This window comes from Corallococcus sicarius (genome assembly GCF_003611735.1).
Lineage (GTDB): Bacteria > Myxococcota > Myxococcia > Myxococcales > Myxococcaceae > Corallococcus > Corallococcus sicarius.
Genome location: NZ_RAWG01000001.1, coordinates 73,670 through 87,940, shown reverse-complemented (window position 1 = coordinate 87,940; position 14,271 = coordinate 73,670). Strand labels below are relative to the sequence as shown.

The 14,271-nt window shown below is 71.0% G+C and carries 1 protein-coding gene (running past both ends of the window); it reads left to right on the top strand.

This entire window lies inside a single protein-coding gene on the top strand: locus D7X12_RS00220, encoding a non-ribosomal peptide synthase/polyketide synthase. The 40,428-nt coding sequence extends 6,264 nt beyond the window's left edge and 19,893 nt beyond its right edge, so the window shows coding positions 6,265-20,535 — codons 2,089 (complete) to 6,845 (complete); the first codon wholly inside the window starts at position 1. Both codon boundaries (start and stop) fall beyond the window edges.

Genomic DNA, 14,271 nt, shown 5'->3' with positions numbered 1-14,271 from the left:
CTGGTGGTGGCGCTGCTGGGCATCCTCAAGGCCGGTGGCGCGTACGTGCCGCTGGAGGCGGACTACCCGCGCGACCGTCTGGCGTACATGCTGGCGGAGGCCGGGCCCCGCGTGCTGGTGACGACGCGCGAGCTGGGCGCGCGGCTGCCCACCGAAGGCCTGGACGTGCTGCGCGTGGAAGAGGAGCGCGAGTCGCTCGCGCGCCAGCCCACGTCCCTGGTGGTGAGCGGCGTGGGGGGCGGCAACCTGGCCTACGTGGACTTCACGTCCGGCAGCACGGGCAAGCCGAAGGGCGTGTGCACGGAGCACGCGGGCGTGCTGCGCACGGTGCTCCACCCCAACTACGCGCGGCTGGAGGCCGAGGACACGCTGCTGCTCGTGGCGCCGGTGTCCTTCGACGCATCGACGCTGGAGGTCTGGGGCGCGCTGCTGAACGGCGCGCGGCTGGTGGTGTACCCGCCGGTGCCCGTGGGTGACGTGAAGGAGATGGAAGGGGTGCTGAAGCGGCATGGCGTCACGGTGCTGCACCTGACGGCGGGCCTCTTCACGCAGATGGTGGACGGCAACCTGGAGGGGTTGCGCGGGGTGAAGCAGCTGCTCACGGGTGGCGACGTGGTGTCGGCGCCGCACGTGAAGCGGGCGCTGGAGGTGTTGGGCGTGACGGTGACGGCCTGCTACGGGCCGACGGAAGGCACGCTCTTCACGAGCTGCCACCGCATGGAGACGGTGGAGTCCATTGGCACGACGGTGCCCATCGGGCGGCCCATCGGCGACACGCAGGTGTATGTGCTGGACGGGCAGTGGCAGCCGGTGCCGGTGGGCGTGGCGGCGGAGCTGTACGCGGCGGGCGACGGCGTGGCGCGCGGCTACCTGGGCCGGCCGGAGCTGACGGCGGCGGCGTTCCTGCCCAACCCGTTCGGCCCTCCGGGCAGCCGCATGTACCGCACGGGCGACCTGGCGCGGTGGCGCGCGGACGGCGTGCTGGAGTTCCTGGGACGCGGCGACACGCAGGTGAAGGTGCGGGGCTTCCGCGTGGAGCTGGCGGAAGTGGAGGCGGCGCTGGGCCGCTGCGCGGGCGTGCGCGAGTGCGTGGTGGTGGCGCGCGGCGAGGGCGCCGGGAACAAGCGGCTGGTGGCTTACGTGGTGGGCGACGGCCTGGACGTCGCGAGCGTGCGTGCGACGCTGAAGGACGCGGTGCCGGAGTACATGGTGCCGTCGGCCTTCGTCGTGTTGCCGGCGATGCCGCTCACCGCCAACGGCAAGGTGGACCGCAAGGCCCTGCCGGAGCCGCGTGAAGCGGGCGTGGAGGTGTCTGGCACCTACGTGGCGCCGAGGACGCCGACGGAAGAGGTGCTGGCGGGCGAGTGGGCCCAGGTGCTGGGCGTGGCCCGGGTGGGCACGCGCGACAACTTCTTCGAGCTGGGCGGGCACTCGCTGCTGGCGACGCAGGCCATCTCGCGCATCCGCTCCACGCTGGGCGTGCAGTTGCCGCTGCGGGCCCTCTTCGAAGCGCCCACGGTCGCGGAGCTGGCGCTGAAGGTGGATGCCGCCGCGCTGGGCGCGAAGGCGCCCCCCCTCCTGCCCGTGGCGCGCACGGACGCGTTGCCGCTGTCGTTCGCGCAGCAGCGCCTGTGGTTCCTGGATCAGATGGAGCCCGGCACCACGGCCTTCAACATGTTCACCGCCCTCCGCCTGGAGGGCACCCTGGACGTGGCCGCGCTGGAGCGCGCCTTCCAGGAGCTGGTGCGTCGGCATGAGTCGCTGCGCACGACGTTCCAGGCCGTGGGCCAGGAGCCGGTACAGCGCATCTCACCCGTGCCGGAGCAGGTGCTCGCGCGGGTGGACCTGCGCGCGCTGGAGGACAGCAAGCGCGAGCTGGAGGCCCGTCGCATCGCGGGCGTGGAGTCGCGCTGGCCCTTCGACCTGGGCCGGGGGCCGCTGTTCCGGGCCACGCTGCTCCAACTGGGGGAGAAGCAGCACCTGCTGCTCCTGGCCAAGCACCACATCATCTCCGACGGCTGGTCCATGGGCGTCCTCGTGCGCGAGGTGACGTCCCTCTACGAGTCGTTCCGCACGGGCCAGCCCTCGACGCTGCCCGCGCTGCCGGTGCAGTACGCGGACTACGCGGCGTGGCAGCGCGGCTGGCTGAAGGGCGACGCGCTGGAGGAGCAGCTCTCCTTCTGGCGCGGGCAGCTGGGAGGCGCCCCGCGCCTGCTGGAGCTGCCCACGGACCGGCCGCGTCCGGCGGTGCAGGGCACGCGCAGCGCCATCCTCCACCGGATGCTCCCGGAGCGGCTCACGCACGCCCTGCGCACGCTGGGACAGCGCGAGGGCGCGACGCTGTACATGACGCTGCTCGCGGGCTTCCAGGTGTTGCTCGCGCGGCACAGCGGCCAGACGGACATCGTGGTGGGCGCGGACATCGCGAACCGCCACCACGCGGAGACCGAAGGGCTCATCGGCTTCTTCATCAACCAGCTCGCCCTGCGTGCGCGGCTGGAGGATGACCCCACCTTCCTCACGCTGCTGGGACGGGTGAAGGACACGGCCCTGGGGGCGTACGCGCACCAGGACCTGCCGTTCGAGGAGCTGGTGAAGGCGCTCAACCCCGAGCGCAGCCTCGCGCACGCGCCGCTGTTCCAGGTGAAGCTCATCCTGCAGAACACGCCCACGTCCGCGCTGGAGCTGCCGGGGCTGACCTTCCGCGCCTCGGGCGCCGAGTCGGTCTCCTCGAACCTGGACCTGACGCTCTCCATCACGGAGACGCCGCAGGGCCTGTCGTGCCAGTGGGTCTACAGCACCGACCTGTTCGACGCGGCCACCATGGACCGCATGTCCACGCGGCTGCGCGCGCTGCTGGAGTCCGCGGTCGCTGAACCCGCGGCGCGCGTGTCCTCGCTCGACGTGCTGTCCGCCGAGGAGCGCCGCACGCTGCTGGAGTCCTGGAACGACACCGCGCTGGCCCTGCCCGAGGAGGGTGGGCTGCACGGGCTCGTCGAGGCCCAGGTGGAGCGCACGCCGGATGCGGTGGCCGTGGAGTTCCAGGGCGAAGCGCTCACGTACCGCGAGCTGAACGCTCGGGCCAACCAGCTCGCGTGGCACCTGCGCGGCCTGGGTGTGCGCGCGGAGACGCGCGTGGGCGTGTGCCTGGAGCGTTCGCTGGAGCTGGTGGTGGCGTTGCTCGGCGTGCTCAAGGCGGGCGGCGCGTACGTGCCGTTGGATCCGTCCTATCCCTCCGAGCGGCTGGGCGCGATGTTGGAGGACGCCCGCGTCCCGGTGGTGGTGACGCAGGACACGCTGGCGGATGAGGTGCCCTCGCGGGGCGAGTGGCTCTTGTCGGTGGACGCGGAGCAGGCGGTCATCGCGCGCAAGCCGAAGGAGAATCCCCCGTCGCTGACGGAGGCCCGCAGCGCGGCCTACGTCATCTTCACGTCCGGTTCGACGGGGCGGCCCAAGGGCGTGCTCGTGGAGCACCGGGGCATCCGCAACACCATCCTGCGCACGGTGGTGGACTTCGACATCCAGCCGGGTCGCCGGGTCCTCCAGTTCACCGCGTTCGGCTTCGACGCCTCCGTGCTGGAGATCTTCGGCACGCTCGCGGGTGGCGGCACGTTGGTGCTGGTGTCCCGCGACGCGCTGCTGCCCGGACCGGAGCTGACCGCGCTCCTGCGCGACCAGCGCATCACGACCTCCGTGCTGTTGCCGCCGGTGCTCGCGGCCCTGCCGCAGGAAGCGCTGCCGGAGCTCCAGACGATCATCTCCGGCGCGGAGGCGCTGCCCTCCGAGCTGGTGGACCGCTGGGGCGTCGGGCGCAGGTTCGTCAACTGCTACGGCCCCACGGAGATCAGCGTCACCGCGACGAGCGCCGAGTGCGTGCCCGGAGCAGGGCGCCCCGGCATCGGTCGGCCGTACCCGAACACCCGCCTGTACGTCCTGGACGGCGCGGGGAAGCCCGTGCCCACGGGCGTGCTGGGCGAGCTGTTCATCGGCGGCGTGGGCGTGGGGCGTGGTTACCTGGAGCGCCCGGACCTGACGGCCGAGCGCTTCGTCCCGGACGCCTTCGGTGGCGAGCCCGGAGGCCGGCTCTACCGGACGGGCGACGTGGTGCGCTACCGCGCGGACGGCCAGCTGGAGTTCGCGGGACGCGCGGACCATCAGGTGAAGCTGCGCGGCTTCCGCATCGAGCTGGGCGAAATCGAAGCGGTGCTCGGCCAGCACACCAGCGTGCGTGACGTGGTGGTGGTGGCGCGCGAGGACGTGCCCGGCCAGAAGCGCCTGGTGGCGTACGTGGTGCCGCAGGAGGAGGAGACGGTCGACGCGGAGGCGCTGCGCCGGTTCGTCAAGGAGCGGCTGCCCGAGTACATGGTGCCGTCCGCGGTCGTCTCGCTGGACGCGCTGCCGCTGACGCCGAACGGCAAGGTGGACCGCAAGGCGCTGCCCCGGCCCGACGTGCAGCGGCTGGCGGCGGCGCCGGAGGACTCCGCGCCGCGTCCGGGTGTGGAGACGACGCTCGCGGGCATCTGGGCGGAGCTGCTGGGCGTGGAGCGCGTGGGGCGCACGTCGGACTTCTTCGAGCTGGGCGGCCACTCGTTGCTGGCGACGCAGGCCGTGTCGCGCATCCGTCAGGCGTTCCGCGTGGACCTGCCCGTGCGGGCGTTCTTCGAGATGCCCAACGTGGCCGCGCTCGCGGCGTGGCTGTCCACGCACGTCCAGGCTTCGGGGCCGGAGGTGCCGGCGCTGGTGCCGGTGTCGCGCGACCAGCCGCTGCCGTTGTCGTTCGCGCAGCAGCGCCTGTGGTTCCTGGAGCAGCTGGAGCCGGGGAGCCTCGCGTACAACATCCCGTTGACGGTGAGCCTGGAGGGCGCGCTGGACGTGCCCGCGCTGGGCCGTGCGTTCGGGGAGATCCTCCGCCGCCACGAATCCCTGCGCACGGCGTTCGGCGTACACGAGGGCGAGCCGGTGCAGGTCATCTCCGGCGTGCCCGACGTGGCGCTGGAGGTCGTGGACCTGGGGGCACTGACGCCGGAGGAGGCCGGGGCGCAGCTGGAGCAGCGCGCGCTGGAGGAGTCGCGCCGCCCGTTCGACTTGTCACGCGGTCCGCTGGTGCGGGCCACGTTGCTGCGTCAGGACGATCACCGGCACGTGTTGCTGCTGACCATGCACCACATCGTCTCCGACGGTTGGTCCATGGGCATCTTCATGCGGGAGATGGCCGCCCTCTACGAGGCGTTCCATGCGGGCCGGCCCTCGCCGCTGCCGGAGCTGCCAGTGCAGTACGCGGACTACGCGGCGTGGCAGCGCGGCTGGCTGAAGGGTGACGCGCTGGAAGCGCAGCTCTCCTACTGGCGCGAGCAGCTGCGGGACACGCCGCGCCTGCTGGAGCTGCCCACGGATCATGTCCGGCCGACGGTGCGCACGCACCGCGCGGGGACGGTGCCGACGGAGTTCCCCAAGGCGCTGTCGGAGAAGCTCCAGGCGCTCAGCCAGCAGGAGGGTGCGACGCTGTACATGACGCTGCTCGCCGGCTTCCAGGTGCTGCTGTCGCGCTACAGCGGGCAGACGGACATCGTGGTGGGCACGGACATCGCGAACCGCAACCACGCGGAGACCGAGGGGCTCATCGGCTTCTTCGTCAACCAGCTCGCCATGCGCACGCGCCTGGACGACGCCCCGACGTTCCGCACGCTGCTGCGTCGCGTGAAGGACACGGCGCTGGGAGCGTACGCGCACCAGGACCTGCCGTTCGAGGAGCTGGTCAAGGCCATCAACCCCGAGCGCAGCCTGGGCCACTCTCCTGTGTTCCAGGTGAAGCTGTCGGTGCAGAACACGCCCGCGTCCTCCATCGAGCTTCCGGGGCTCAAGCTGCGCTCGCTCGGCCGTGACGAGGGGGCGGCGAAGGTCGACCTGACGGTGTCCTTCAAGGACACCGGCATGGGGCTGGTGTCCATCAGCGACTACCGCGCCGACCTGTTCGGGCGGACGACGGTGGAGCGGATGATGGCGCACTTCGGCGTGCTGCTGGAGGGCGCTGCGGCGAACCCGGACGTGTCCGTGGCCGCGCTGCCGTTGATGGGGGAGGGCGAGCGCCAACAGGTCTTGAAGACCTGGAACCAGACGGCGGAGGCCGTGCCGTCGGCGTGCATTCACGCGCTGTTCGAAGCGCAGGTGGAGCGCGTGCCCGGAGGCGTGGCGGTGGTCGCGGATGGCCGTCAGCTCACGTACGCGGAGCTGGACGCGAAGGCGAACCGGCTGGCGCGAGCGTTGGTGAAGGAGGGCGTAGGCCCCGAGGTGCTGGTGGGCCTCTACGTGGAGCGCACGGTGGAGTCCGTGGTGGGGCTGCTGGGCATCCTCAAGGCCGGCGGCGCGTATGTACCGATGGACACGTCCTTCCCGGCGGCGCGCGTGAAGGCGATTGCCGAGGACGCGAGCCTGCGCGTGGTGGTGACGCAGCGGGCGTACGCGGAGGACGTGGCGGGGCTGGGCTGCACCACCGTCGTGGTGGAAGCGGTGGAAGAGGTGGGCGGGAGCACCGAGCGCGTGGCGTCGGGCGTGCGGAGTGAAAACCCGGTGTACGCCATCTTCACGTCGGGCAGCACGGGCCGCCCGAAGGGCGTGGTGGTGGAGCACCGGCAGCTGGCCAACTACGTGGAGAGCATCCGAAGTCGACTGAAGCTGACGGAGGGAATGAGCTTCGCGTCGGTGACGACGCTGGCGGCGGACCTGGGGCACACGGCCGTCTTCCCGATGCTGTGCGGGGGCGGGACGCTGCACCTGGTGGCGAAGGACGTGGCCTCGGACGCGGAAGCGCTGGGTGCGTACATGCAGGAGCACCGGGTGGAGGGCCTGAAGGTGGTGCCCTCGCACCTGCGGGCTTTGCTGAGTGGAGCGAATGCGAAGCAGGTGCTGCCGCTGAAGCGACTGGTGGTGGGCGGCGAGGCGTCGGACCGGGCGCTGGTGGAGATGGTGCGGAGGCTTGCGCCGGAGTGCGCTGTCTTCAACCACTACGGCCCGACGGAGACGACGGTCGGCGTGCTGACGAATCCCGTGGAAGGCACGTGGGAGGAAGGCGCGGCGACGCTGGCGCTGGGTCGGCCGATTGGCAATGCACGGATGTACGTGCTGGACGCGAGCGGGCGTCCGGTGCCGCGAGGGGTGGCGGGAGAGCTGTACGTGGGCGGCGCGGTGGTGACGCGCGGGTACGTGGGCCGTCCGGAGTTGACGGCGGAGCGGTACGTGCCGGACGCGTACAGCGAGGAGCCCGGGGCACGCCTCTACCGGACGGGCGACAAGGTCCGGCAGCGGGAGGACGGGAAGCTGGAGTTCCTGGGCCGCGTGGACTTCCAGTTGAAGGTGCGCGGCTACCGCGTGGAACTGGGCGAAGTGGAGGCGGGGCTTGCCGCCTGCGAAGGCGTGCGCGAAGCGGTGGTGGTGGCGCGCGAGGACGTGCCTGGAGACAAGCGGCTGGTGGGGTACGTGGTGGCGAAGCCGGGGCAGGCCCTGGACGTCACGACCCTGCGAAGCGAGCTGAAGGGGCGGCTGCCGGAGTACATGGTGCCGTCGGCCCTGATGGTGCTGGAGGCGCTGCCGCTCAACGCCAACGGCAAGGTGGACCGCAAGGCCCTGCCGAAGCCCGAGCACACGGAAGCGGACGCGCGAGGCTTCATCGCGCCGCGCACGCCGACCGAGCAGCAGCTCGCGAGCATCTGGAGTGCGCTGCTGGGCGCGAAGCAGGTGGGTCTGGGCGACAGCTTCTTCGAGCTGGGTGGGCACTCGCTGCTGGCGACGCAGGCCATCTCCCGCATCCGCCAGACGTTCCAGGTGGAGCTGCCGCTGCGCGCGTTGTTCGAGGACGCGGTGTTGGAGCGGCTGGCCACGCGCATCGACCTCGCGATCCATGCGGGCAGCGGCATGCGGATGCCGCCCCTGGTGCGGGTGAAGCGCACGGAAACGCTGCCGCTGTCGTTCGCGCAGCAGCGCCTGTGGTTCCTGGATCAGCTGGAGCCGGGCGGGACCTCCTACAACATCCCGACGGCCGTGAGGCTGTCGGGCGAGCTGGACGTGGCCGCGCTGCGCCGCACGTTCGGCGAACTGGTGCGGCGTCACGAGTCCCTGCGCACGACGTTCCGAGCCCTCGCCGGAAGCCCGGTGCAGGTGGTGGCATCCGCTGCGGAAGTGCCCCTGACGTGGGTGGACCTGTCGGGCGAGGTGGACGCGGAGGCCCGTGCCCAGGCGTTGGCCGAGGCTGAAGTCCGGCGTCCGTTCGATCTGGATCGGGGCCCGCTCTTCCGGGTGACGCTGATCCGGTTGTCGGCCGTGGAGCACGTGCTCCTGTTGTCGGTGCACCACATCGTCTCCGACGGTTGGTCGCGCGGCGTCCTGGTGCGGGAAGTGGCCGCGATCTACGGCGCGTACAGCACCGGGCAGCCGTCGCCCTTGCCGGAGCTGGCGGTGCAGTACGCGGACTACGCGGCCTGGCAGCGCGGCTGGTTGCAGGGAGACGTGCTGGCGGAGCAGCTCTCGTATTGGAAGCGGCAGCTGGGCGGAGCGCCGCACGCGCTGGAGCTGCCCACGGACCGGCCGCGTCCGGCGGTGCAGACGTTCCGGGGCAGCAGTTGCTCCGTGACCATGCCCCAGTCGCTGCGAGACGCCCTCTGGGCCCTGAGCCGCGAGGAGGGCACGACGCCCTTCATGACGTTGCTCGCGGCCTGGCAGGTGCTGCTCTCGCGCTACAGCGGGCAGGACGACATCAGCGTGGGGACGCCCATCGCGGGCCGCAATCGCACGGAGCTGGAAGGGCTCATCGGCTTCTTCATCAATACGCTGGTGCTGCGCACGCAGGCCGCCGGTGATGCCACCTTCCGACAGGTGCTGCGTCAGGTGCGGGAGGTGGCGCTGGGCGCCTATGCACACCAGGAGGTCCCGTTCGAGAAGCTGGTGGAGGAGCTGAAGCCTGAGCGCGACATGAGCCGTTCGTCGCTCTTCCAGGTGATGTTCTCGCTCCAGAACGCCCCGTTGCCCGCGGCTCAGCTCCCGACGGGACTGAGGCTGCAGCCGCTGGATGCCGAAGGCGACACCGCGAAGTTCGAGCTGTCCCTCGATATGGGAGACCGGGGCCAGGGCCTGTCAGCGTCCCTCGAGTACAACACCGACCTCTTTGACGCGGCGACGGCGCAGCGGATGCTGGCGCACTTCAGCGTGCTGCTGCAGGGCATCGCGGCCCACCCGGACGCACGCGTGCTGGACCTGCCAATGCTGGGCGAGGCCGAGCGGCAGCGGGTGCTGGTGGAGTGGAACGACACCGACGTGGCGCTGCCCACGGAGCAGGGGATTCCGGAGCGCTTCGCGGCCCAGGCACGCCTGACGCCGGACGCACCGGCGGTGGTGGCGCCGGGAGAGAAAGCACTCACGTACGGCGAGTTGGACGCGCAGGCGAACCAGCTGGCGCACCACCTGCGAAGCCAGGGCGTGGGCCCGGAGGTGCTGGTGGGCGTGTGCCTGGAGCGTACGCCGCGCCTGCTGGTGGCGCTGCTGGGCATCCTGAAGGCAGGCGGCGCGTATGTGCCCCTGGATCCGTCCTACCCGGCGGACCGCCTGGCGCTGATGGTGTCCGAGTCGCGCATGTCGCTGCTGCTGACGCAGCAGTCGCTGGAGGGCACGGTGGAGGCCCCAGGCCTGCCGCGCTACCTGCTGGACGTGGAGGCCCCCGCACGCGCGGGCCTGTCCACGGAGGCTCCGGCCCGGACAGCGCAGTCGGAGAATCTGGCCTACGTCGTCTTCACGTCGGGAAGCACGGGGACGCCCAAGGGCGTCATGGTTTCGCACCGCAGCTGGGCGAACGCGTACCTGGGCTGGGAGCGAAGCTATGCGCTGAAGGAGGCGTGCCGAAGCCACCTGCAGATGGCGAGCTTCTCCTTCGACGTCTTCGGCGGCGACTTGTCCCGCGCGCTGTGCTCGGGCGCGAAGCTGGTGCTCTGCCCGCGCGAGTGGCTGCTGGAGCCGCAGAGGCTGCACGGGTTGATGGAAGAGGAGCGCATCGACTGCGCGGAGTTCGTCCCGGCGGTGCTTCGCGGGCTGTTGCAGCACCTGGAGGAGACGGGCCAGCGACTGGAGGCGATGAAGGTCCTCATCGCGGGCTCCGACGCCTGGTACGTGAATGAGTACCGGCGCATCCGGGGCGTGATTGGCGCAAAGACGCGCCTCATCAACTCCTACGGCATCAGCGAAACCACCATCGACAGCACGTGGTTTGAGAGTGACGCGCTGGCGGCAGGGGACAACCGGCTGGTGCCGATTGGGAAGCCCTTCGCCAACGTGCGGATGTACGTGCTGGACGCGGCCTTGAAGCCGGTGCCTTCGGGCGTGGCGAGCGAGCTGTACATCGGCGGCGAAGGCGTGACGCGTGGCTACTGCCACCGTCCGGAATTGACGGCGGAGCGCTTCGTTCCGAATCCCTACGGGGCATCGGGCTCACGGCTGTACCGCTCCGGCGACAGGGCGCGGCACCTGGCGGACGGGAACATCGAATTCCTGGGCCGGGCGGACACGCAGGTGAAGCTGCGTGGCTTCCGCGTGGAGCTGGGCGAAATCGAGTCGGTGCTGGGCAAGCACTCCGCGGTGCGCACGGCGGTGGTGCTGCTGCGCGAGGACCCGCGCCGCCTCATCGCGTACGTGGTGGCCCCCGAGGGCACGGACAGCGTGCAGTTGCGCGACTTCCTGCGCGAGCGACTGCCGGAGTACATGGTGCCGGCGGCCTTCGTGGTGCTGGACGCGCTGCCACTGACGCCCAACGGGAAGGTGGACCGCAAGGCCCTGCCGACGCCGGACGGAGCGCAGGAGACGGCGCACTTCGTGGCCCCGCGCACGCCGACAGAGGAGTTGCTGGCGCAGGTGTGGGCGCAGGTGCTGGGCGTGGCGAAGGTGGGGGCGGAGGACAACTTCTTCGACCTGGGTGGGCACTCGCTGCTGGCGACGCAGGCGATGTCGCGGGTGAGGAGCGCCTTCGGAGTGGAGTTGCCCCTGCGCGCGCTCTTCGAGGCGTCCACCGTGGCCAAGCTCGCGCTGCGAGTGGAAGCGGCGCAGCGGGCAGGGCAGGAAGCCGTGGTCCCGAAGCTCGTGGCGGTGGACCGCGCCGCGAGCGACCTGCCGCTGTCGTTCGCGCAGCAGCGGCTGTGGTTCCTGGATCAGCTCCAGCCGGGCAGCGCCTCCTACAACATGGCCACCGCGGTGAAGCTGGCGGGGCGCCTGGATGTGCCTGCGTTGGAGCGCACGTTCACGGAGTTGGTGCGTCGGCACGAAGCGTTGCGGACGACCTTCGAGACTCGCGACAGTCAGCCGGTCCAGGTCATCGCTCCCCGGGTCGCGTCCGCGCTCGAAGTGATCGCGCTCGCGGGACGGACCGCCTCCGAGCAGGCCGCCGAAGTGAACCGGTTCGCCAGGGAGGAGGCCACCCGTCCGTTCAATCTGAGCCGGGGTCCGCTCTTCCGCGCGAAGCTGGCGCGGCTGTCGGAGACGGAGCACGTGCTGGTGCTCGTGATGCACCACATCGTGTCCGACGGCTGGTCGATGGACGTGCTGGTGCGCGAAGTGGCCGCGCTCTACAGCGCGTATGCGGCAGGCCGAGCGTCGCCGCTGCCAGAGCTGGAAGTGCAGTACGCGGACTACGCGGCGTGGCAGCGCGGCTGGCTGCGAGGCGAGGTGCTGCAGGGCCAGCTCGGCTGGTGGCGTCAGCAGTTGGAGGGAGCGCCGCACGCGCTGGAGCTGCCCACGGACCGGCCGCGCCCGGCGACGCAGAGCTTCCAGGGCGCGAGGACCGGGCTCCAGTTGCCGCGAGCCCTGGAGGAGGGAGTGGCGGCCCTGGCGCGTCAGGAGGGTGCGACGCCCTTCATGGTGCTGCTGGCGGCGTGGCAGGTGCTGCTGGCCCGCTACAGCGGACAGCAGGACATCACCGTGGGCACGCCCATCGCGGGCCGTAACCGCACGGAGCTGGAAGGGCTCATCGGCTTCTTCGTCAACACGCTGGTGCTGCGCACGAAGCTGGAGGACGGCGCAAGCTTCCGTGAGGTGCTGCGCCAGGTTCGCGAGACGACGCTGGGCGCGTATGCGCACCAGGAAGTGCCGTTCGAGAAGCTGGTGGAGGAGCTGAAGCCGGAGCGCGACCTGAGCCGCTCGCCGCTCTTCCAGGTGATGTTCACGTTCCAGAACACGCCGGGTGGATCAGGACAAGCGCTGCCGGGCGGGCTCGTGCTGAGCCCGGTGGAGACGGAAGGGACCACGGCGAAGTTCGACCTGTCGCTGGGAATGGCGGAGACGGGCCGGGGCCTCGCGGCATCGCTTGAGTACAACACCGACCTGTACGACGCAGAGACGGCCCAGCGGCTGTTGGGGCATCTCGGAACGTTGCTGGGCGCGATCACGAAGAACGCGGATGCGAGTGTTTGGGACCTGCCGCTGCTGGAGGCGGAGGAGCACCAGCAGGTGCTGAAGCACTTCGCGGGCACTCCGACCCCGCAGCGTGAGACGACGGAAACCGTCCACGGGCTCTTCGCGGCGCAGGCGGCGAAGACGCCGGACGCAGTGGCGGTCGTGTACGAGGGCGCGCGGTTGACGTACGCGCAGGTGGAGGCGCGTGCGAACCAGTTGGCGCGTCACCTGCGGACGTTGGGCGTGGGGGAGGAGAGCCGGGTGGGCGTGTGCGTGGAGCGCACGGAAGCGATGGTGGTGGCGCTGCTGGGCGTGCTGAAGGCGGGCGCGGCGTACGTGCCGCTGGACGCGACGTACCCGAAGGAGCGCCTGGCCTACATGCTGGAGGGCACGGGCGCGCCGGTGGTGGTGACGCAGGCGAGCCTGGAAGGCGTGCTGCCGGAGTACACGGGCCAGCGCGTGAAGTTGGACACGGATGCCAGGGTGCTGGACGGCTACGTCACCACGCCGCTGAAGGTGAGCAGCGTCCCGAATCAGCTGGCGTACGTGCTGTACACGTCGGGAAGCACGGGCCGTCCGAAGGGCGTGGCAGTGACGCACGCCAGCGCGGTGGCCTTCCTCCACTGGGCCACGGGCACCTTCAAGCCAGAGCAACTGAAGGGCGTGCTGGCGGCGACGTCGCTGAACTTCGACCTGTCGGTGTTTGAAGTCTTCGCCCCGTTGGTGAGCGGCGGCACGGTGGTGGTGGCGGAGAACGCGCTGGCCCTGGCCGGGCTGAAGGAAGCCGGGCGCGTGACGCTGCTGAACACGGTGCCGTCCGCCGTGGCGGAGTTGGTGCGAAGCGGAGGCATCCCGCCGACGGTGCAGACGGTGAACCTCGCGGGTGAGGCGCTGCCGAACCGGCTGGTGCAAGCGCTGTACGCGCTGCCGCAGGTGAAGGAGGTCAACAACCTCTACGGCCCGACGGAGGACACGACGTACTCGACGCACGCGCGAGTCGAGCGCGGAGCGAAGACGGAGCCGAAGATTGGCCGCCCGCTGGAAGGCACGCAGGCCTACGTGCTGGACACGAAGGAGCAGCCGGTACCGGTGGGCGTCCCGGGAGAGCTGTACCTCGGAGGCGAAGGCCTGGCGCGAGGCTACCTGGGCCAGCCCGGGCTGACGGCGGAGCGCTTCGTGCCGGACGGCTTCAGCCAGAAGCCCGGCGCGCGGCTGTACCGCACGGGCGACAAGGTGCGGTGGGGCCGCGACGGCACGCTGGAGTACCTGGGCCGGATGGACTTCCAGGTGAAGGTGCGAGGCTTCCGCATCGAGCTGGGCGAAGTCGAAGCCGCACTGGGCGCGCAGCCGTCCGTGCGCGACGTGGTGGTGGTGGTGCGCGAGGACGCACCCGGAGACAAGCGACTGGTGGCCTACGTGGTGGCGCAGCCGGGCCACACCGTGGAGGCCACGGCGCTGCGAAGCGCACTGAAGGGCCGGTTGCCGGAGTACATGGTGCCGTCGGCCTTCGTGGTGCTGGAAGCGCTGCCCCTCAACGCCAACGGCAAGGTGGACCGCAAGGCCCTGCCCAGGCCGGAGGCAGGTGCGGAGCGCACGCGCATCTACGTCGCCCCCCGCACGAAAACCGAGGAAGGACTGGCGAACGTCTGGGCCCATGTGCTGGGCGTGAAGCAGGTGGGCCTCCACGACAGCTTCTTCGAGCTGGGCGGCCACTCGCTGCTGGCGACGCAGGCGGTGTCGCGCATCCGCACGGCGTTGAACGTCGAGCTGCCGCTGCGAGCCCTCTTCGAGGCCCCCACGGTCGAGGAGCTGGCCCTCAAGGTGGAGGCAGCCCGAAGCGCGGGGCTCGCA